Source organism: Bradyrhizobium sp. 21 (genome assembly GCF_023073335.1).
GTDB lineage: Bacteria > Pseudomonadota > Alphaproteobacteria > Rhizobiales > Xanthobacteraceae > Bradyrhizobium.
This window is the reverse complement of record NZ_JADPJG010000035.1, coordinates 550444-569772: the sequence shown is the minus strand read 5'-3', so window position 1 is coordinate 569772 and position 19329 is coordinate 550444. Positions and strand designations below refer to the sequence as shown.

The following is a 19329-nucleotide window of genomic DNA, read 5'->3' as shown; positions in this document are numbered from 1 at the left end:
CGATCTGCGTAGGCTGGCCTTACTGCGTAAGCCCACCCTAGATTCATCAGCTTGCCGCGGGCAGTGCGCTGTCCGGAGGCGCGCCCCACGGGCGCTCGCCGGAGGCCAGCCCGATCAGGCGGCCCTGGATGTAGTCGCAACCCCAGTCGCGCAGCATGTTTGCGGCCTCTTCGTCCTGCACCCATTCGGCCACCGTCTTGATGTCGAGGCGGCGAGCGAGGTCGATCAGGGTCTGCACGAAAGCGCGGTCGTCGGCGGAACGGGTAATGTTCTGCACGAACGCGCCGTCGATCTTGACGATGTCCACGCCGAGCTTGCGCAGATTGCGGAACGAGGTGTAGCCGGCGCCGAAATCGTCGATGGCGATGCGGCTGCCGAAATTCTTCAGCCGCGTGACGAAGCCGCGGACATCATCGATGTCCTGGATCGCGACCGTCTCGGTGATCTCGACGATCAGCCGCTCGGCGACGCCGGGATGGGCCTGCATCAGCGATTCGATGCTCGCCCACCAGTCCGGATCCATGGTCGTATCCGGCGAGATGTTGAGGCTGAGACGGATGTCGGGCGCGGTCGCGAGCTCGGCGACCACGAGCTCGAGCACGCGATGATCGACCAGGCGGATGAGGCCGAGCCGCTCGGCCACCGGCACGATGTCGGGCGCGAGCAGCACCTGGCCGTCGCCCTGGTCCATCCGCACCAGGCATTCGTGGAACGCGCCTTCGCGCGAGGCGGCCGAGACCACCGGTTCATAGGCGAGCTTGATGCGGCGCTCATTCAGCGCCGTGACGATCTCGTCGGTGACGCGGATGTTGACGCGGCGTTGCGCGTCGCGCGCGGCATCGGGACGCCAGGCGGCGAAGGAGCCGACGCGGCGTTGTTTTGCTGCGTCCAGCGTCTCATGGGCGCGATTGACGGCCTCATCGGCAGTGCGGGCATAGCGCGGCAGGCTGACCGCACCGATCGAGGCGGTGACCGACACCGGGCCGGATTTCGTCGGCACCACCTCGTCGCGGATGCCGGCGAGGAAGCGCTCGGCGGCGACGTTCATGTCGTCGACCGTGCAGTTCTTCAGGATCAGGCCGAACTTGTTGCCGGAGAAGCGGCCGAGCACGTCGCCACCGCGCAGGCGCGCGCGGATACGCTTGGCGACGTCGAGGATCACGGCATCGGCAACGTCGAAACCGAAGGCCTCATTGACGCGCGCGAGATGATCGATGTTGACCAGCATGAAGGCCGCGGTCGAGCGGAAACGGGTCGTCTCCTCGATCGCCTCGGCCAGCGCCGCGATCAGATGCGAGCGATTGAGCTCGCCGGTCAGCGGATCGAGCCGGGCCAGCTTCGTCAGTTCCTCGTCGCGGGCGTGGCGCTCATTGTTGATGCGAACGGAGCCGATCGCACGCACCGGGCGGCCGTCGGGACCCGAGAACCAGCGGCCGGTCTCCTCGATCCAGACCACGGGATCGGCAGCGCTCATGCGCACGCCGTACTCGACCCGATAGGGCGTGCCGTCGGCGCCATGCACGGCGGAGGTCTGCGCCAGCGCGGCGGTCCGTAGCGATTGCGCGGGCTCGATCAGCTTGGCAAATTCGGCGCCGGTGGCCAGCCGCTCGGCGGGAATCCCGGGGAAGACGGCGCTGACCTGCTCGCCCCAGACGATGGCATCGTTGGCGATGTCCCAGGCGAACACGGCCTGGCCGAGGGCGGCCAGGATGTCGGAGGCTTGCGGCAATGCGGGGGTCAAAATCGCCTCGTTCCGGGACAGCGGGGAGTCCTGAGTCGGCACAGGATAAAGCCAGATTCGCCATTGACCCTAGGCAAAGTTGATAAACAATTTGGAAACCACGTTTCCTCACGCCGCGGGAACCAAACGGCCCGCCCGGCATAGGCCTTGCGAGTACATGACACGCACCGGCGCCAGCGTCCCGAAACGCGACAGGCCTTGCCGGATCAACGGTGATAGCGATGTTGAGTACCGACCGATCGGACCAGGCGGACAACGGCACGGGCACGGCCCTGGTGCCGCAGCTACCGATGTTGCAATGGGTCAACAAGGCGCCGCTGCCGCGCCCCGATCCCAGCTTCGTCACCCAGCTCATCGCCAATGCCGAGCATCTGCCCCAAACGAGCCGGCTTCGACGCGCGTCTTCCGGGGATGCGCAGGTCGCCTATGGCAGCAAGCATCCACTTCCGAGCGTCACTGCGCGCACGCGGCAGGTGGCTTGAAGGTGATCAGCGCGGCGCGTCGGGAGACGACGGCGTGCCGTTGCCGGGCTGAAGATGCGGCGAGGGGATTTCCGGTGAGGACGTGCTCTGAACCGGCTTCGGCGCGGGGTGATCCATCAGCACGGATTCGGCGACGGATTGCGCCGTGGAGGCAGGCGGCGCCGCTGGTGCCGGCTGTGGCGTGATGACCGGCTCGAACTTGGGCTCCGAAATCGCTTCATCGGCCGCAGCTTCCACCTGACGTTTCGCCTTGCGCGGAGCGGGCGCCGTTGTCTCGGCGACATAGGCAACGCGGCGGCGCGTGCGCTGGGCGATGCCGCCGAGGAAATCGGCCATCGCGAGCAGCACCAGAAGGAAATAGGTGGAGTTGCCGAATTTCGGCCACATCACGAATTCGGCCGCGGCCGCGCCGAACACGATCAGCGACAGCAAATGATCCATCAGGAATTTCGAGCCGGGCCGCGCGCCCTTGACCACTTCGAGCAGCAGCAGCACGATCCCGAGCGCGAGCATCAAATCGCCGAGCGTGACCGGCCAGGCCTCCCCCGTGATCATCGGCACCTTGAACAGCGCGTCCGTAAAGGACACGCCCGGCATCAGGAAGGCGATGCTGTTGTAGACCGCGAGCGGAATCAGGAGCAGCGGGAAACCGACCATCGGCGAAATGCCTTCTCGATCAAGATATCCAGACAGGACAATGCGGCGGCCAAGCATTCGCTCCGCCGCCGTCACTGTCATATCTCATGGGTTGGCCGAAATCAGGCAGGCCAAATCGTCCCGCCTGAAGAAAAAGTCCTGCTCAGGACTCTTTCTTCTTCAGGACCTGACGGCCCTTGTACATGCCGGTCTTGAGGTCGAGATGGTGCGGACGACGGAGCTCACCGGAGTCCTTGTCTTCCACATAGGTCGGCTTCTTGATGGCGTCTGCCGAGCGGCGCATGCCACGACGCGACGGCGAGGTTTTTCTTCTCGGAACGGCCATTTCAATATCCTCTAGGGATTGGTGTTTTGGGGCATCGTCCGCGAGGGGACGGCTCAGCACCCGCAAACCGAGGCGAGCTGAATGCCGGTCAAGGCCGGGCTTATAGAGGAAGGCCGGCCTTAAATCTAGGGTTCTGGGCCGGAAAATACGCCCGAAAAGGACCCGAAATCAGCGATTTTCCCGCCAGCAGGTCGAAAGCGAAGAGGCCTGCGCCCGCGCCACATAGGTCCCGGCGAGCCGCCGCACGCCGGGCCCGGGGGTCCTGGCGCTGCGTTTGACCGGATTCGGCAGGATCGAGGCCAGGAGGGCCGCTTCCCGGGGCGAGAGGTCCTCGGCCGACTTGCCGAAGGCATAGGCGCTGGCCGCCTCGACGCCAAACTGGCCCTGCGGGCCGAGCTCGGCGATGTTGAGGTAAATCTCCAGGATCCGCGCCTTGGGCAGGACCAGGTCGATCCACAGCGCCAGCGGGAATTCCAGCGCCTTGCGGACGAAATCCCGCCCCTGCCAGAGGAACAGGTTTTTCGCCACCTGCTGGGTGATGGTGGAGGCGCCCCGGAACGGCGTGCCGTCCTCCTTCGCGTCGTCGATGGCCTCCCGCAGCGCGCCCCAGTCGATGCCGTGATGCTTGCAGAAATGGGCGTCCTCGGCCGCCACCACCGCGCGCGGCAGTGCGGGCGACATCGCCGCCAGATCGATCCATTCCCGCTGCATCGGCGCGCCGCGGAGCGAGCGCCAGACCATCAGCGTCGAAACGGGATGCCCGGCGCGGTAGAACGGCGCGACCACATAGGGCGCGAGAGCCGCGACCGCGAGCACCAGGAGAAGGATTTTGACGACGCGCAAATCAACCTTTCCAGCGCAGAACGAAACGCGGCCACGGGCCCGGCATTAAGTCTGTGATAATTCGGGCCTTTTCCAGCACTTTTTAGGCCTTCCAAACGATTGACTGAGGCGGGCGCATAAAGGATTGTCCCGCCGAATTTTAGTTCTGGAGCCCTTCTTGATGACCGGCACGTCCCCGTCCGATTTCGCCAAACGTCTGGACAAGACCGCTGATGACACCGAGGCCCTGCTCGGGCGCCTGTTGGCGGACGACATTCTGCCTGATGAGATCGCCCGGCCCAAGCGACTGATGGACGCAATGCGCTATTCGAGCCTCAACGGCGGCAAGCGCCTGCGGCCGTTCCTGGTGGTCGAGAGCGCGGCCGTGTTCGGCGTGCCCCGCGAAGCCGCGCTGCTCGCCGGTGCGGCGCTCGAATGCATCCACTGCTATTCGCTGATCCATGACGATCTGCCGGCGATGGACAATTCGGACCTGCGCCGCGGCCGTCCGACCCTGCACAAGAAGACCGACGACGCCACCGCGATCCTCGCCGGCGACGGCCTCTTGACGCTCGCCTTCGACATCATCACCCGCGACGAGATTCACCGCGACGCCAATGTGCGGCTGCTGCTGACGCGCGCCCTGGCGCGCTGCGCCGGCATCGGCGGCATGGTCGGCGGCCAGATCCTCGATCTCGCCGGCGAAGGCCGCTTTGGCGATCGCGAGCCGGTCGATGTCGCCCGTCTTCAGCAGATGAAGACGGGTGCGCTGCTGCGCTACGGCTGCATCGCCGGCGCGATCCTCGGCCAGGCCTCGCAAAAGGAATATCAGGCGCTCGATGATTACGGCCGCGCACTCGGCGAAGCCTTCCAGATCGCCGACGACCTGCTCGACGTCGAGGGCGATGCGGCCGCGCTCGGCAAGCCCTCGGGCCAGGACGCAGCGATGGGCAAGACCACCTTCGTCACCCAGCTCGGCATCGATGGCGCCAAGCAGCGCGTTCGCGACCTGCTCGCACGCGCCGATAGCGCGGTGTCGATCTTCGGCGACCGGGCCGCCGTGCTGCAAGCGGCTGCGCGGTTCGTGGCCGAACGCAAGAGCTAGTCGCGCGATGGCGAGCGGCAGCAAGGAAGATCCCGCCCTCGCCCGCTTTCGCAAGATGTCGCGGCCGATGCGGCTGATTTATGCGAGGCCGCGGACGTTCATCTCGCTGGCCGTCGGTGTCCTCGTCTGCCTGCTGATACCGGGCTCGCACCGGCTGGTGACGCGGCTGCTGTTCGGCTGGGATGCGCTGATCGCGGTGTATCTGGTGCTGGTCTATACGATGATGCTGTGCAACGACCACCAGCACATCCGCCGCAGCGCCGCGATGCAGGACGACGGCCGGTTCGTGATCCTGCTGGTGACGGCGATCGGCGCCTTCGCGAGTATCGCGGCGATCGTCGCCGAGCTCGGCACGCCGCATCGCGGGGCGTGGGAGCTGACCATCGCGATCACCACAATCGCGTTGTCATGGGCCGCCGTGCACACGACTTTCGCGCTGCATTACGCGCATGACTATTACCGGCACGCCAAGCCAGGCGGTCTTGAGTTTCCGAGTGGCGACAAGGAAGACCACGCCGACTATTGGGACTTCGTCTATTTCTCGTTCGTGATCGGAATGACCGCGCAGGTCTCCGACGTCGGCATCACCGACAAGACCATCCGCCGCACCGCGACAGCGCACGGCATCATCTCTTTCATCTACAACACGGCTTTGCTGGCGCTGACGGTGAACATCGCCGCGAGCGCGATCTCGGCTTGATCTCCCTCTCAAGGGAGTCGTCCTGGCGAAAGCCAGAACCCATTACCCCAGGGAGACGTCGCAGCGCTCAGTTGCCAGCCACAAGTTTTCGCAAAACCAAGGTTGGTGGTTATGGGTCCTGGCTTTTCGCCAGGACGACCATGTGGACCGCAATCCTAGTTACACACCTCGGCATTGGCATCGTTGCCGGGGCCGCCACCGCCGCGATATTCGAGATGGCAACCACGGTTGACCGCACGACAGCCGGTGTTGTTGCAGAATAGCTGTCCGCCACTCGAGCGGCGGCCGGCGCCAGCGGCAGCAGCGATGCCCGCAGCGCCGCCAAAGCCGCCCGCCGCTCCGGCAGCCTCACCGCCGGCCTGACGGCGCTGCCGTGCCGGACGCTCATCGCCGTCGTCACGCTTGGCGGTTGCGGGCTTGGCAGTTGCCGGCTTGGCGACACGCTGCTTCTCGCACTCATTGTCGTCGTTGATCGCATAACCGTCACGGCAGACAATCTTCGTGCACTTGTCACCGTCGGTCTTGAAGCCATGCTCGCAAACCAGCGGGCACACGCGCGACGGCTTGGCCTTGACCGTATCGAGCGCGTCGGTGCTCGCCACCTTCACGTCGAGCTTGGTGCCGGCGTAACGGTTGAACTGCGACAGCGACCGCTGCGAGGACGTCGTCCAATTGCCATCGGCCTGCCCGGAGTAGCAGCCGACGCGGCCGAGCTCGGTCTGCACCGAACGGCTGAGATCGGCCGGCGCAGTGGCCGGCGTCAGCGACGCGACGTTGGGGCCGGTGGGGCTCGCCGCGCTGGCGGGCGCGGCACTCGGCGCCGCGGCAGCGAGGTTGACGCGCTGCTGCTCGGCGGCGGCCGCCTGCTGCTGCGCCTGTTCCTTGGCCTTCTGCGCGACAAGCTGCGCCTGCTCGGCGGCCTTTGCATCCGCGGTGGCCCTGGCCTGCGCATCCTTCTGCGCACCGACGGCGACGAGGCGATCACGCTCGGCTTCGGCCTGCTTCGCCTTCTCGGTGGCAGCCGCATGGGCCTGCTCCGCGCCGATTTTATCGAGTTGAAGCTTGGCAAGGTTGGAATAGAAGCCGTCGGGATGCTGGGCGAGGAACGCCTCCCATGCCGCTCTGTTGCCGACCTGGAGCGAGAGCTCGTAGTCGCGGCGGATATCGGCCTGCGGGTTCGCCACAGGCGCTGCCGTTGCTGCGGCCACCACCTTGACCGGAACCAGCGGCACGTCCTCGCCGCCGAGCGAACCGTATACGAACGGCTCCTGCTTGTTGGCGGTCGACTTGAGCACCTCGTCACGCACGAAGCCGAAGGCGCGGCGGACGTCGAGGCCCGGCGTCGTCAGATGCTTCGACAGCGCAACCGTAAAGGGGCTGTTGGCGCCGTCGCCATCCTGCGCCGTGAAGCCGGCCTTGGCCGAATAGGCGATCAGCGTGTTCGGGCTGGTCGGCTCGACCTGTGCGAGGCCGCGGCCAATGCCGCGCGAGGCGACCGTGCGCTTCATGGTCCTGCCGAACGGATTATCACGGCAGGCATCCAGAATCACCAGGCGAAGCTGCTTGGCAGGCTCGACCGCGACCAGGACGCGGTCGAGCGAGAGCGCCTCGTCATAGACGTCGGTGTCACGCTCCAGCTTGGCGTCGACAGGGATCAGATAGTTCGAGCCTTCGACCTCGATGCCGTGGCCGGCATAGTAGACCACGGCGATGTCGGCATCACGGGTCCCGTCGGCGAATTCGCGCAGCACGCGCCGGGTCTCCAGCGCCGTCAGATCGTGCCGGGAATCGACGATGTCGAAACCAGCCTCCTTCAGCGTCCTGGCCATCACCGAACCGTCATTGACGGGGTTGGTCAGCGACGGCGCATGCTGATAGGCCGAGTTGGCGATCACCAGCGCGACGCGCTTCCCGGCGAAAGCCGGCCCGGCGCCGAACAGCAGCGCGACGGCGAGGAGAAGGGGGCAAAGTCTGAGCAGATTGCGCATGACACGACTTCCGGGTTCAGGGCAGTTCGAGTCCCTTTGGTATGGCTTTAGCAGGGTCCGCCGCGGGCGCTTGTGATGGAAGTCACGAAAGGCAGCGCCGTGGGCAGGCCGAAAGACCCCTTTTGTTTGTCGCGCCAGTCCGCTCGCGGTTCGCGGGGAAATAGGAGCGCGGCGGGTTCCCCTAGACATCCCCAACGTGCCCCCGATATTGCGGCAGATCGTCCGTAATCTCATGCCAGGGCGCCTTCGAACCGACGAAAATGTGGGCGCTCGGCCTGATCGAGGGAGCGTCGACCAGGGTTCCCATGGCGACATGGACCCATTTTCCCTCGCGCACCCGGGAATAAAGCAGCGAGCCGCAGCGGGCGCAGTGGGCGTCATGAGTGGTGCCGTCACCGTAGATGATGCGCTGGTCCTCGCCGCTCACGAGGCGGAGCTTCTCCTGCGCGATTCCGGCGAACGGCTTGAAGGCGGCGCCAGTGGTGCGGCGGCAATTCGAGCAGTGGCAGTTCATCGCATAGGAGAACGCGTCCGCCACCTCGTAGCGCACGGCGCGGCAGTAGCATTCGCCGATCAGGATACGAGCGTTCGAATTCCCTGATCCGGTCATCACAGTGTCCTCGCGCAAATGGTACGCACTCCCATAGCGCATTTTGATGCGTACGACTAAGTTCGACCCGAGCCATCATTCAAAGGGATGACCCATGAGCCAGAACCGTTCGAGCGTCGAAGCCGTCGTGCAATCCTATTTCGACGGACTCTACGAGGGCGATGCCGAAAAACTCGGCGCCATCTTCCATCCCTCCGCCGATTTGCGCTGGGTCGAGAAGGGCGAGCTGCAGGTGCTGACCGTGCCGGACTGGCTCGACCGCGTGCGCAAGCGCCCCTCCGGCAAGGCGGAAGGAAAGCCGCGCGAGGATTTCATCGTCACCATCGACCGTTCGGACGACAAGACCGCCTTCATCAAGGTCCGGTGCCAACTGCCGCCGCGGTTCTTCACGGACTATCTGGTGGCGATGAAGCTGGCTGACGGCTGGCAGATCGTGTCGAAATCGTATCGGTATGATTTGAGGGAGTGAGGGGCGCGACCTTCCGCTGCCCGAAATCTGGCGCACTCGTCCCACATCCTCCGTCATTGCGAGCGCAGCGAAGCAATCCAGAGTCTTTCCGCGGAGGCAGACTGGATTGCTTCGCAGCGCTCGCAATGACGATGCGGATGGAGTGCATGCCGCATCTCCACCCCGCCCCGTCTCGCCCAAGAGTTCCCCATGCATCTCGACCGCCGTTCGCTGCTCGCCTCACTGTGCTGGATCGCCGCCTCCCCCGCGCTCGCCGCAGACGCGCTGCCTGAACTCGAAGTCTACGAGCGCGAGAGCGGCGGGCGGATCGGCGTCTATGCGGAGAACCTCGCGACCGGTGCAAAGCTCGCATGGCGCGCCGACGAGCGATTCGTCATGTGCTCGACCTTCAAGGCTTCGCTTGCGGCCTGCGTGCTCGCGCGGGTCGATCGTGGCCAGGACCAGCTTGCGGCCATGATCTCCTACGGGCAGGCCGACCTGCTGGAATACGCACCGGTCGCCAGGCAAAACCTTGCCGCCGGCGCAATGTCGGTCACCGAGATGTGCAAGGCGATCGTCGAGCTCAGCGACAACACTTGCGCCAATTTGCTGCTGGCGCGGATCGGCGGTCCCGCCGCGCTCACAGACTTCTGGCGGTCGCTCGGCGATAGCATTTCGCGGCTCGACCACAACGAGCCCGAGCTCAATCGCTCGCCGCCCGGCGACCCCCGGGACACCACGACGCCGGCGGCGATGGCCGGCAATCTGAAGCGACTGGTGACGGGCGATGCACTGTCGCCGGCCTCACGCGCGCAGCTCACCGAATGGATGGTGGGCTGCAAGACCGGCGCGAACCGGCTGCGCGGCGGGCTTCCCGCAAGCTGGACAATCGGCGACAAGACCGGCAACAACGGCAAAGATGCCTCCGGCGATATCGCGGTGGCCTGGCCCAAGACCGATGCCAAGACCGAAGCCAAGACCGACACACCGATCCTGATCGCAGCATACACCCAGGGCGGCACGCCCAACGCTACGCAGTTCGAAGCCGTGTTCGCACGCATCGGCCGCATGGTGGCTGAGCGGCTGGCGTAGCCGCACGCATTGACCTTGCGACCGCTTCCGGGTGAAGACAGATCATCATGGAAGCAAAATTTCAGACCTTTCTCATCCTGCTCGCCGTGCTCGCGGGTACCGCGCTTGTTGCCCGCCGCTTCAACATCGCGCCGGCCATTCTGCTGATGCTCTCCGGCGTGGGCCTCGCTTTCGTGCCGGGCATGCCGCCGGTCGAACTGCCGCCGGAACTGGTACTGCTGATGGTGCTCCCGCCGCTGATCTACTCGGCGAGCGTCGCCATGAGCTGGCGCGAATTCAGGAACAATTTGCGCCCGATCGTGCTGCTCGCGGTCGGCGCGGTGATCTTCACCGCGGCGCTGGTAGCGACCGCGACGCATTATCTGATCGGCCTGCCCTGGACCATCGGCTTCCTTCTGGGTGCCATCGTTGCGCCGCCCGACGTGGTGGCGCCGCTCGCGATCGCGCGCCGGCTGAACCTGCCGCGCCGACTCGTGGTCATCCTCGAAGGCGAGGGGCTGGCCAACGACGCCACCGCGCTGATCCTCTACCGCTTCGCACTTGCCGCGATCACAGTCGGCCATTTCTCGCTGCCATTGGCCGCCGGCGAATTCTCCCTCATCGTCGCCAGCGAAATCGCCTTCGGCATCGGCGTCGGCTGGCTCTCCCTTCGGTTCCGCAAAAGGGCCCACGACCCTCAGGTCGAGCTGACGCTGTCGCTGATCACGCCCTACGTCTCCTATTGGCTGCCCGAGCATGTCGGCGGCTCCGGCGTGATCGCGACGGTGGCCTGCGGCCTCTATGTGAGCTGGAACGGCCCGCTATGGATCTCCGCCTCGACGCGGCTGCAAGGAATCTTCTTCTGGGACCTCGTGATCTATCTGATCGAGGGCCTGCTGTTCCTGCTGACCGGCTTCCAGATGCGCGCGCTCTACGAGAAGTCGAAGGCATTCCCGCTCGACGACATCCTCATCGCGACCGCCGTCGTTCTGTTGATCATCGTGATCGCGCGCTTCGCCTGGCTGTATCCCGCGACCTATCTGCCACGGATCCTCTCCAAGTCGCTGCGTAAGCGCGATCCGTCGCCGCCATGGCAATGGCCGTTCGTGCTCGCCTTCACCGGCGTGCGCGGAGCCGTCTCGCTCGCGGCTGCGCTGGCGCTGCCGTTCACGCTGCCTGTTGGCGAGGCCTTTCCGTATCGCGACCTGATCCTGTTCGTCGCCTTCGGCGTCATCTTCGTCACGCTGATCGGCGTCGGCCTGACGCTGCCACCGCTGGTGCGCTGGCTCGGCGTCGCCGAGGCCGGCCGCAACGAGCATGTCGCCGAGCACGAAGCCGAGATCGCCGCACGCCGCCAGGCCCTCGATGCCGCACTGAAATCGCTCGACGCATTGACCGCGGAAAAGGACGTTTCCGACGAGGTGGTGCTGCTGCTGCGCGCGCGCCACGATATCCGCGTCAACCAGCTCCCGGATTCGCTCGACCCCGCCCACCACGACGTCTCCGCCGCCGGCACCGCGCTAACCCGCGACCTGATCGCCGCCGAGCGCAAATTCATCCACGACCTCCTGCGCGACGGCCAGATCACCGACGAGACACGGCGGCGGATCGAGCGCGATCTGGATCTGGAGGAGGCGAGCTTGGCGAACCGGGAGTATCGGGGAACGCCGCTGTAGGGGTGCAAGTCACCCCGCCATCTGCTACTATTGTCGGATGACAAAGGAAGCCCTCGAAATCCTGCTGGAACGCGTGTCCGCCTGGCCCGAGGAGGCTCAGGAAGAGCTGATGCGGTCCGTAACCGACATCGAGAACAGGCATCTCGGCATCTATCGGCTCAGCGACGACGAACGAAATGCCGTGCGGCGCGGCCTAAAGGATATGCGCGAAGGCAGGTTGGCAAGCGACGAGGCCGTCGCTGCTGTCTTCAATCGCTACAGCGCATGAGGGTGCGCTGGTCCGAAAGCTCGCTTTCGGACATCGAGACATATTTTCGTACATTCACGAACGTAATCGCACAGCTGCGGCCGCCGTGGTCGAGCGCATCAAGGCGGTTGCTAGCCTGCTGCAGGAATTTCCTGACGCTGGTCATCTGACCGACGAGCCCGGCGTCCGCATGTTCCCAACCGTTCGGTACCCATATCTCGTCTTTTACACGATCAATCCTGCCGACGCCGAGGTCATTCTCCACGTACGGCATGGAGCTCAGGAACGTCGACCCTAAATGCCGGGCGATCTACCGCCTCTCGCAAAATTCCTCCACCGCCGCCGCGACGGCTGCCGCTATCATCTCCCGCCGCTCCGTTGAGTTCATCTCCATCTCCTCGTCGCGGTTGATGATCGAGCCGGCCTCGAGCAGCACTGCGGCGCTGCGGGTTTGCGAGAGTACGACGAGCCCGTCATAACGGTAGACGCCGACATCCTTGTCCAGCAACTGACGCCGGTAGCGGCCCATCAGGGGCAGGGTGTATTGGCCGGCATAATGCAGGCCCTGCTCCTTCAACTGCTTGCCGATCATCCGGGCCAGCATCAGGCTAACCGCGAAGTGCGGATTCCGCTGCGATACGAACAGCGAGTGGCCTGAGAAGCGATCGCTGAAATAGCTGTTCGCGCCGTCGAACTCCCAGGTCTCGAGCAGCTTGTCCGGCACCGAATCGTGATGGATCGACAGGAAGAGATCGGCCCGGCCGTCATTGGCGGCACTGACGCGTTTAAGCAGGCTCGGCCGCGCCTTGCCGTCCGTGACGAGCAGGCGGGTCGCGGCGAATCCTTCGGACTTGAGCTTCGCCGCGATCAGCCTTGCGAGCCGGAGGTTAAAGCCGAACTCCGGATCGTTGCGCGCGCTCAACGCGCCGTAGGAGTCCGGGGTATGCCCGACATCGACGACGATCCGGAATTTCGGCATCTCACATTTGGCCGGTGGCTGCGGCGGCCTCGGCCTGGCTTGCGCAGCCTTTGGCGCGACGGCAGCATGACCGGCCTCGGCAGGCGCCAGCGACAATAGCAGAATCGACGCGACGAGCGGCAAGACGAGACTTGCGATGATGCTGCGCGATTGCTCCAAGCGCTACTCCGCTGCCGCAATCCTGGGACGGCCGACGAAGCCCGCCACATCGCCGAAGCGTTCGTGCATCACCGCGGGCAGGTCCTTGGCCTTGCTGGTGACGCAGGCGCCAGAGCGGACGGCGTAGCGATCCTGATGCGCAGCCTGCGGCGGCGGCTCGCCCTGCTGGAGCGCACGGGCCAGCTCCATCACGACTTTCCGGAAATGCATGATGCCGAGATCGGTCGGGCCGAGATGCTCGCGGGTGCGGTCGGCGATCGGGCCCTGACTGTCCTGCACGGCGGCATCCTGCTCGGAAACGCCCTTGATGCCGGTGTAACTTCTGGTCTTCTGGAGCTTGCGGTCGATCAGATAGTCGTTGCCCTTGTGGCGCAGCGGCACGTAATTGTCGTCGACCTCCGCGATCACGCCATTGCCGCGGGCAAAGGCGTCACGCTCTCCTTGTGTCAGCGGGCGCTCCGGATTCCAGGCATAGGTGTAGATCCAGCAATTCGTGTCGGTGACGGGCACGAAGGTCTGGCCAAAAATGTTCTCGCCCGGCATCGCGCTCGGCGCATAGGCGTGGAACGGCATCAGGAATTGCGCGATGCGCCAATAGATGTTGTCCCCGCCGGTGAGACGCCCACCGGCAATCGTCAACCCCGCGTCGTGCGGCTGGATCTTGATCACGGGCCGCGGATCTTCCGCAATCCAGCGCATGTGATCGCTCGACATCCGCGCGATCGGATTCACAAAATGCTTCTTGATGTCCAGAATCTCGTTCTCTTCCTTGTCGAAGGAGAGATGCGCAAAGGTGAAATGCGCCGTGTCGATCGAGCCTTCCAGCACCTGCACCCAGTTGCAGTCCTGCCATTTCTTGCTGACATAGCGGTGCGGTGCCGGCAGCAGCGCCATTTCGAGATCGGGCAACTCGGGCATCGCGTCAGCCGGGCCCATATAGGCCCAGATCATCTCGCCCCATTCGCGCACAGGATACGACTTGATGCGGATGAGGTCTTTGGCGTTGAGGTCGGGATAGGAGGTCGGCATGTCGACGCAGCGACCGTCGGCATCGAACTTCCAGCCATGATAGACGCAGCGGATGCCGCACTCTTCGTTGCGCCCAAGCCAGAGATTGGCGCCGCGATGCGGGCAATACTGATCGATTAATCCGACAACGCCGCGCGTATCGCGAAACGCGAGCAGCTCCTCGCCGAGAACGATGATTTTCTTGGGCTCGCCGTCGGGCTCGGGCAGTTCTTCGGACAGAAGCACGGGAATCCAAAACCGGCGCAACAATTCGCCCATACCCGTTCCGGGGCCCGACTCGGTTAGGAATTTGTTGTCCTCGGCGCGGAGCATGGCGGATCCTCCCGATCTGTTTTTGGCAAGATTGGCGCAGAGTGACGGCATCGTCAATGCGATCGCCATCATCGGCCACGCCACCGCAACAGTCGCCTGATACGGTGGAAGACAACTCAATCCGAGCGTGTTAATATCAGATCGTACTTTTTCGCAGGGGAGCGTGACCAATGCCTCTGGAGATGAAGAAAGATCGCCTGGTCGAGAGCTGGGACCAACTGCACGCGGCGCTGTACGGAATCAAGGTCGATCGTCACAACAGATACCGTTCCGACTTCGTCTATCGCGGTGTCAGCGATAGAAATTGGCACCTGGACACGAGTCTGCAGCGGCTGGGAAGCCATTATGGCACCGTCGAAGGCCCGCTGCTGCGAAACTTCCTGAAATATGCCGGACCCGACGAAGTCGATTCGGATGCTTTGCTGTATCGGCTCGCCCTCGCACAGCATCACGGACTTCCGACACGCGTGCTCGATTGGACGACATCGCCAAAGGTCGCCGCTCACTTCGCCACGTGGGAAGAGGCGCATTTCGACAAGGATGCTGCGATCTGGTGCGTGGACGTCGTGCAGGCGCGCGAACTTTTGCCGCCGGACCTGCGCAACAAGCTGCGTGTCGAGAAGGCCTTTGTGTTTTCAGTGGAAATGCTCGACGACTACAAAAGGCTCGCTCAGTTCGACGAACTGGGCGGCGAGTTTGCCTTGTTCTTCGAGCCTCCGTCGCTTGACGGGCGTATCGTCAACCAGGCCGCCATCCTCTCCATGATGCCCGGCGCGGGCCTGGACATGAAGGCGTTCCTCGAAAAGTACGACCACTTGTATGAGCGTATCATCATCCCCGCAGCGCTGAAGTGGGAATTGCGCGACAAGCTGGACCAGGACAATGTCACGGAACGAATGCTGTTTCCCGGCCTGGACGGCACTTCGCGCTGGCTGAAGCGCTACTACAGCGTCGGCCCCAAAGGCCCGGACGCGCGCGTCAGTGTCAATGTCGAACCGAACCGGCCAAGCGCTGCCGGGAATTCGCCAACCATTTGACGTTCGGGCTCACACCGGCCTTTCTCCCTTCACCGTCACGCGCGTCCCCGAGCGTGTGTGCGGCCAGTAATCCCACATCGCGCGGTGCTGGGCGCAGCGGTTGTCCCAGAACGCGATGGCGTTCTCGGTCCATCGGAAGCGGCACTGGAACAGCGGGTTCTCGGCATGCTGATAGAGATAGGCGAGCATCGCGTCGCTCTCGTCGCGCGGGATGCCGTTGATGTGACGGGTGAAGCCGCGGTTGACGTAGAGCGCCTTCTTGCCGGTGACCGGATGCGTGCGCACCACCGGATGCTCGGCGTTCGGATATGCGGGACGGTCGGCGACGCCGTAGTTGGCATAGAGGCCGCGATAGATCGGCTCGCCGTCATGCAGCGCGGTCAACCCGTCGAGATAGGCCTTCATCCGATCCGATAGTGCCTCGTAGGCGGCATACATGTTGGCGAACAGCGTGTCGCCGCCGCGCGGCGGGCACTGCTTGATGTAGAGGATCGAGCCCATCGGCGGCTCGAGATCGCAGGAGACATCGGAATGCCAGCCCTCGCCGTTGGCGCGCGGCGAATTCGCATCCGCATAGATCTTCATCAGCGCCGGGTCTTCATCCTCATGCGGCGCGGCAGGATGGAAATGCAGCTCGCCGAACTTGCGGCCGAAGGCGAGATGCTGCTGTGGCGTGATGTGCTGGTCGCGGAAGAAGATGACGAGGTTTTCGGCGAGCGCGCGATGGACCTCGTCCATCTGCCGGTTAGAGCGCGCATCGTCCGAGACCAGCTTGCCGATGTCGACGCCGGAGATTTCCGCGCCGATGATGGGGGTCAGCTTTTCGACCGCGATGGTTTCATACGGCGCACCATCCTCGGCCGCGTGGCGATAGCGCGGACCCTGCTTGCCGGCGAGTGAGCTCATGGGCGCTGCTCCCAATCATTATTGATTGGAGGCATGGTAGCCCGGATGGAGCGAAGCGCAATCCGGGAACGGCTTGTCAGCATCTGACGGGCCCCGGATTTCGCTTCGCTCCATCCGGGCTACATTGCAGCGCAAAGCGCGGCGAACGGAGCTAAATCACTCCGCCGCGGTCACCGGCACCTTGGCGCCTTGGCCGTAGCGCTGCTCGATGTAGTCGATCACGAGCGCCTTGAAGTCGGCGGAGATGGTCGGGCCGCGCAGGGTGCGGAACTTCTTGCCGTCGACGAACACCGGGGCAGCCGGCGCTTCGCCCGTGCCCGGCAGCGAGATGCCGATATTGGCGTGCTTGGATTCGCCGGGGCCGTTGACGATGCAGCCCATCACGGCAACGTTGAGCTCTTCCACGCCGGGATATTTCGTCTTCCAGGTCGGCATCTCGTCGCGGATGAAACCCTGGATCGATTGGGCCAGCTCCTGGAACGTGGTCGAGGTGGTGCGGCCGCAGCCAGGGCATGCCGCAACCAGCGGCACGAAGGTGCGGAAGCCCATGGTCTGCAAGAGCTCCTGGCCGACCTGCACCTCACGGGTGCGGTCGCCGCCGGGCTCCGGCGTCAGCGAGATACGAATGGTGTCACCGATGCCCTGCTGCAGCAGGATGCCCAGCGCGGCGGAGGAGGCGACGATGCCCTTGGTGCCCATGCCGGCTTCGGTAAGGCCGAGATGGATGGCGTAATCGGAACGGCTGGCGAGAACCTCGTAGACCGCGATCAGATCCTGCACCGCCGAGACCTTGGCCGACAGGATGATGCGGTCCTTGGGCATGCCGAGCTCTTCGGCGCGTGCCGCCGAGAGCAGCGCCGACTGCACCATGGCTTCGCGCATCACCGCGCGCGCATCGCGCGGATTGGCCGAGGCGGTGTTCTCATCCATCAGCCTGGTCAGCAGCTCCTGGTCGAGCGAGCCCCAATTGGCGCCGATGCGGACCGGCTTGCTGTTCTTGTTGGCGATCTCGATGATGTCGGCGAACTGGGTGTCGCGCTTGTCCTTGAAGCCGACATTGCCGGGATTGATGCGATATTTGGCGAGCGCCTCGGCGCAGGCCGGATAGGCCGCGAGCAGCTTGTGGCCGATATAGTGGAAGTCGCCGATCAGGGGCGTGGTGAGACCGAGCTTGAGCAGGCCGTCGCGGATATGCGGAACGGCAGCTGCCGCCTCCTCGCGGTCGACGGTGATGCGGACCAGCTCGGAACCGGCGCGGGCGAGCGCTGCGACCTGGGCAATGGTGCCGTCGATATCGGCTGTGTCGGTGTTGGTCATCGACTGCACGACGATCGGCGCACCGCCGCCGACGGCAACGTCGCCGACCTTGACCTGGGTGGTGTGATGACGCGGCGCAGGCCCCGCGATGTCGGAATCGATGGTGTTTTCGAGCTTGTTCATGGCGTCCAAATATCAGGTTTTGGTGACGTTCAGCAATGCATCACGCGGCGCCGCCGCGGATTGGCCGGGACGGTTAACCAGAAAAAGCCCAGCAATTACAAGGACCGCAGCGGCCCCGAATGTCAGGCTCAGGGTGTCGTGCATGATGAAATAGCTACCCACCACGCCAAACAAAGGGGTGATGAAGGTAAAAGCCGACAATTTGCTGGCCGAATAGGTCTTCACCAGTGCGAACCAAAGCGTGAACGTGGTTCCTACCACCCAGATGGCCTGGAAGGCCACGAGCACGATCGACTGCGTTGACGGCGCGTGGGGGATGGTCTCGCCGAACAGCCAGGCGGCCAGCCCCAGAATCGGGATCGAGGTCGCGACCTGATAGCCCAGCGCCTTTTCCGGCGCGGCGAAGCGCAGCCGCGTGCCCTTGGCAATCAGCGTGGTCGCCGCCCACAGGCTGGCACCGCCGACGATCATGAGGTCGCCGAGCAGGACCCAGGCATCGACATCCGGCTGCGGCACGCCGATTGCGAGCGCGACGCCAGCAAAGCTCACGGCCAGACCCAGCCATTGCACGCCGCCGAGCCGCTCGCCGAGCACCTGGTAGGAGCCGAGCGCGACGAAGAACGGCGCGGTGTAGAGGAACACGACCGCCCGTGACACCGAGGTGAAGCGCAGGCCCTGGTAGATCAGCACGAACTCGATGCCGAACAACACTCCGGCAACCAGGCCGGGCTTCCACGTGCCATCGCGCTCGAAGAATTTGACGCCGCGCAACGTGCCGATGATGAACAGCACCGGCAATGCACCCATCGAACGGATCGTGGCCTGCAGCATCGGCGGGATTTCCGGCAGCACCAGCTTCACCGCGATCTGGTTGAAGCCCCAGGTCAGACACAGCATCAGCATCAGGGCGATGGCGCCGGCACTGAGAGGACGCCCGGCGGACGGATTTGCTTGAGGTGAGGACATTTCTTCCTGGAAACCGGCTTCACGCCGTTGTTGATTCAAGATGTTTTCTGACAATGGGTACAGATGCCCGTGATCTCGACCACGGACAGCTTTGGTGCGAAGCCTGACGCTCGCGCCGCGGCGTTGAGATCCCCAGCGAAGGACGCGGACGGGATCTCGCCGACAAGGCCGCAGCGCTCGCAGATCAGGAACGCCACCGCCGAGGTCGCGTCATGGTCGTGAGCGGCGCAGGCGAGATAGGCGTTGCGGCTTTCGATGCGGTGCACGAGGCCGTTGGCCATCAAGAAATCGAGAGCACGGTAGACCGTGATCGGCGCCGGCCGCGACATCGATTTTGCCAGTTCGTCGATCACCTCATAGGCCCCGAGCGGCCGGTGGCTGGAGAGCAGGGCCGCCAGCACCTGACGGCGGATTGGTGTGAATTTCTGGGCGCGCTGCGCACAGACGGCCTCGGCATGCGACAGCGCGTCCGCAGTGCAGCGGCCGTGGTCGTGGTCAGGCGCGGGAAAGGCTGGCTTGGCGAGGCTCATGCCGGCGCGTTCTAGCATTTCGGCCCGGGAACCCAAAGGCCGGGCCGCGCGCGGCGATCAGCCATGCTTTTCCGGCGGGGCAGCGGCGCGTCAACCCGC

21 protein-coding genes are annotated in these 19329 nt (G+C 64.6%); 9 read left to right on the top strand and 12 right to left on the bottom strand.

Annotated elements, in window-relative coordinates:
• Positions 1 to 46: 46 nt before the first annotated feature.
• Positions 47 to 1741: a bifunctional diguanylate cyclase/phosphodiesterase gene (locus IVB31_RS31330; RefSeq protein ID WP_247331829.1), complete on the bottom strand. Its 1695-nt coding sequence runs from the start codon at positions 1739 to 1741 to the stop codon at positions 47 to 49.
• Between the two features lie 221 nt (positions 1742 to 1962).
• Between IVB31_RS31330 and IVB31_RS31325 the strand changes: the two genes are divergently transcribed.
• Positions 1963 to 2223, top strand: a complete 261-nt coding sequence (locus tag IVB31_RS31325; protein ID WP_247331828.1) for a hypothetical protein — start codon at positions 1963 to 1965, stop codon at positions 2221 to 2223.
• 6 nt (positions 2224 to 2229) lie between these two features.
• On the opposite strand, the gene IVB31_RS31320 is transcribed toward IVB31_RS31325, so the two are convergent.
• From IVB31_RS31320 to mtgA, 3 genes are all read right to left on the bottom strand, one after another.
• A complete protein-coding gene (locus IVB31_RS31320; protein WP_247331827.1) occupies positions 2230 to 2880 on the bottom strand; it encodes a hypothetical protein in 651 nt (216 codons plus the stop codon).
• 142 nt (positions 2881 to 3022) lie between these two features.
• Positions 3023 to 3205: a 50S ribosomal protein L32 gene (gene rpmF / locus IVB31_RS31315; protein ID WP_007598106.1), complete on the bottom strand. Its 183-nt coding sequence runs from the start codon at positions 3203 to 3205 to the stop codon at positions 3023 to 3025.
• Between the two features lie 168 nt (positions 3206 to 3373).
• Entirely contained in the window at positions 3374 to 4048 is a 675-nt protein-coding gene (gene mtgA / locus IVB31_RS31310; protein WP_247331826.1) for a monofunctional biosynthetic peptidoglycan transglycosylase, read from the bottom strand.
• Positions 4049 to 4208: 160 nt separating this feature from the next.
• On the opposite strand from mtgA, the gene IVB31_RS31305 reads away from it, so the two are divergent.
• Both IVB31_RS31305 and IVB31_RS31300 read left to right on the top strand, forming a co-directional pair.
• Entirely contained in the window at positions 4209 to 5132 is a 924-nt protein-coding gene (locus IVB31_RS31305; protein ID WP_247331825.1) for a polyprenyl synthetase family protein, read from the top strand.
• A gap of 7 nt (positions 5133 to 5139) precedes the next feature.
• Positions 5140 to 5832 carry a DUF1345 domain-containing protein gene (locus IVB31_RS31300; RefSeq protein ID WP_247331824.1) on the top strand — a complete coding sequence of 231 codons (693 nt, stop codon included), beginning with the start codon at positions 5140 to 5142 and terminating at the stop codon, positions 5830 to 5832.
• Between the two features lie 155 nt (positions 5833 to 5987).
• On the opposite strand, the gene IVB31_RS31295 is transcribed toward IVB31_RS31300, so the two are convergent.
• Together IVB31_RS31295 and IVB31_RS31290 are read right to left on the bottom strand one after the other, a co-directional pair.
• A complete protein-coding gene (locus IVB31_RS31295) occupies positions 5988 to 7820 on the bottom strand; it encodes a caspase family protein (protein ID WP_247331823.1) in 1833 nt (610 codons plus the stop codon).
• A gap of 181 nt (positions 7821 to 8001) precedes the next feature.
• Positions 8002 to 8430, bottom strand: a complete 429-nt coding sequence (locus tag IVB31_RS31290) for a GFA family protein (protein ID WP_247331822.1) — start codon at positions 8428 to 8430, stop codon at positions 8002 to 8004.
• Between the two features lie 94 nt (positions 8431 to 8524).
• Here IVB31_RS31290 and IVB31_RS31285 point away from each other — a divergent pair, with 94 nt between their 5' ends.
• The 5 genes from IVB31_RS31285 (at position 8525) to IVB31_RS31265 (ending at position 12170) form a co-directional block, all read left to right on the top strand.
• Entirely contained in the window at positions 8525 to 8899 is a 375-nt protein-coding gene (locus tag IVB31_RS31285) for a nuclear transport factor 2 family protein (RefSeq protein ID WP_007598116.1), read from the top strand.
• A 189-nt stretch (positions 8900 to 9088) separates the two neighbouring features.
• Positions 9089 to 9970 carry a class A beta-lactamase gene (gene bla, locus IVB31_RS31280; protein WP_247331821.1) on the top strand — a complete coding sequence of 294 codons (882 nt, stop codon included), beginning with the start codon at positions 9089 to 9091 and terminating at the stop codon, positions 9968 to 9970.
• A 47-nt stretch (positions 9971 to 10017) separates the two neighbouring features.
• A complete protein-coding gene (locus tag IVB31_RS31275; RefSeq protein ID WP_247331820.1) occupies positions 10018 to 11625 on the top strand; it encodes a Na+/H+ antiporter in 1608 nt (535 codons plus the stop codon).
• A 37-nt stretch (positions 11626 to 11662) separates the two neighbouring features.
• Positions 11663 to 11893, top strand: a complete 231-nt coding sequence (locus tag IVB31_RS31270; RefSeq protein ID WP_247331819.1) for a hypothetical protein — start codon at positions 11663 to 11665, stop codon at positions 11891 to 11893.
• A gap of 85 nt (positions 11894 to 11978) precedes the next feature.
• Positions 11979 to 12170: a type II toxin-antitoxin system RelE/ParE family toxin gene (locus IVB31_RS31265; protein WP_247331818.1), complete on the top strand. Its 192-nt coding sequence runs from the start codon at positions 11979 to 11981 to the stop codon at positions 12168 to 12170.
• Positions 12171 to 12182: 12 nt separating this feature from the next.
• On the opposite strand, the gene IVB31_RS31260 is transcribed toward IVB31_RS31265, so the two are convergent.
• Both IVB31_RS31260 and IVB31_RS31255 read right to left on the bottom strand, forming a co-directional pair.
• Complete coding sequence (locus IVB31_RS31260) at positions 12183 to 13010, bottom strand: N-acetylmuramoyl-L-alanine amidase (protein WP_247331817.1); 828 nt, start codon at positions 13008 to 13010, stop codon at positions 12183 to 12185.
• 3 nt (positions 13011 to 13013) lie between these two features.
• A complete protein-coding gene (locus tag IVB31_RS31255) occupies positions 13014 to 14351 on the bottom strand; it encodes a Rieske 2Fe-2S domain-containing protein (protein WP_247331816.1) in 1338 nt (445 codons plus the stop codon).
• Positions 14352 to 14521: 170 nt separating this feature from the next.
• Between IVB31_RS31255 and IVB31_RS31250 the strand changes: the two genes are divergently transcribed.
• Positions 14522 to 15388 (top strand): FRG domain-containing protein, encoded by an 867-nt coding sequence (locus IVB31_RS31250; protein WP_247331814.1) that lies wholly within the window; start codon positions 14522 to 14524, stop codon positions 15386 to 15388.
• A 9-nt stretch (positions 15389 to 15397) separates the two neighbouring features.
• Here IVB31_RS31250 and IVB31_RS31245 read toward each other — a convergent pair whose 3' ends face one another.
• The 4 genes from IVB31_RS31245 to IVB31_RS31230 all read right to left on the bottom strand — a co-directional run bounded on the left by IVB31_RS31245 (position 15398) and on the right by IVB31_RS31230 (position 19230).
• Positions 15398 to 16294 carry a TauD/TfdA family dioxygenase gene (locus IVB31_RS31245; protein ID WP_247331813.1) on the bottom strand — a complete coding sequence of 299 codons (897 nt, stop codon included), beginning with the start codon at positions 16292 to 16294 and terminating at the stop codon, positions 15398 to 15400.
• A 156-nt stretch (positions 16295 to 16450) separates the two neighbouring features.
• Entirely contained in the window at positions 16451 to 17734 is a 1284-nt protein-coding gene (gene ispG / locus IVB31_RS31240) for a flavodoxin-dependent (E)-4-hydroxy-3-methylbut-2-enyl-diphosphate synthase (protein WP_247331812.1), read from the bottom strand.
• Between the two features lie 12 nt (positions 17735 to 17746).
• Positions 17747 to 18700 (bottom strand): DMT family transporter, encoded by a 954-nt coding sequence (locus tag IVB31_RS31235; protein ID WP_247331811.1) that lies wholly within the window; start codon positions 18698 to 18700, stop codon positions 17747 to 17749.
• A gap of 35 nt (positions 18701 to 18735) precedes the next feature.
• The gene (locus tag IVB31_RS31230) at positions 18736 to 19230 is read right to left on the bottom strand and encodes a transcriptional repressor (protein ID WP_247331810.1); all 495 of its coding nucleotides are present in this window, start codon (positions 19228 to 19230) and stop codon (positions 18736 to 18738) included.
• Between the last annotated feature and the right edge of the window lie 99 nt (positions 19231 to 19329).

Coding starts and splice junctions, on each gene's coding strand:
- IVB31_RS31290 (WP_247331822.1), bottom strand. CDS start 8,430: ATGACCGGATCAGGGAATTCGAACGCTCGTATCCTGATCGGCGAATGC.
- IVB31_RS31270 (WP_247331819.1), top strand. CDS start 11,663: ATGACAAAGGAAGCCCTCGAAATCCTGCTGGAACGCGTGTCCGCCTGG.
- IVB31_RS31320 (WP_247331827.1), bottom strand. CDS start 2,880: ATGGTCGGTTTCCCGCTGCTCCTGATTCCGCTCGCGGTCTACAACAGC.
- IVB31_RS31325 (WP_247331828.1), top strand. CDS start 1,963: ATGTTGAGTACCGACCGATCGGACCAGGCGGACAACGGCACGGGCACG.
- IVB31_RS31305 (WP_247331825.1), top strand. CDS start 4,209: ATGACCGGCACGTCCCCGTCCGATTTCGCCAAACGTCTGGACAAGACC.
- IVB31_RS31245 (WP_247331813.1), bottom strand. CDS start 16,294: ATGAGCTCACTCGCCGGCAAGCAGGGTCCGCGCTATCGCCACGCGGCC.
- IVB31_RS31255 (WP_247331816.1), bottom strand. CDS start 14,351: ATGCTCCGCGCCGAGGACAACAAATTCCTAACCGAGTCGGGCCCCGGA.
- IVB31_RS31275 (WP_247331820.1), top strand. CDS start 10,018: ATGGAAGCAAAATTTCAGACCTTTCTCATCCTGCTCGCCGTGCTCGCG.
- IVB31_RS31230 (WP_247331810.1), bottom strand. CDS start 19,230: ATGAGCCTCGCCAAGCCAGCCTTTCCCGCGCCTGACCACGACCACGGC.
- IVB31_RS31285 (WP_007598116.1), top strand. CDS start 8,525: ATGAGCCAGAACCGTTCGAGCGTCGAAGCCGTCGTGCAATCCTATTTC.
- IVB31_RS31295 (WP_247331823.1), bottom strand. CDS start 7,820: ATGCGCAATCTGCTCAGACTTTGCCCCCTTCTCCTCGCCGTCGCGCTG.
- ispG (WP_247331812.1), bottom strand. CDS start 17,734: ATGAACAAGCTCGAAAACACCATCGATTCCGACATCGCGGGGCCTGCG.
- IVB31_RS31235 (WP_247331811.1), bottom strand. CDS start 18,700: ATGTCCTCACCTCAAGCAAATCCGTCCGCCGGGCGTCCTCTCAGTGCC.
- rpmF (WP_007598106.1), bottom strand. CDS start 3,205: ATGGCCGTTCCGAGAAGAAAAACCTCGCCGTCGCGTCGTGGCATGCGC.
- IVB31_RS31300 (WP_247331824.1), top strand. CDS start 5,140: ATGGCGAGCGGCAGCAAGGAAGATCCCGCCCTCGCCCGCTTTCGCAAG.
- bla (WP_247331821.1), top strand. CDS start 9,089: ATGCATCTCGACCGCCGTTCGCTGCTCGCCTCACTGTGCTGGATCGCC.
- IVB31_RS31250 (WP_247331814.1), top strand. CDS start 14,522: ATGCCTCTGGAGATGAAGAAAGATCGCCTGGTCGAGAGCTGGGACCAA.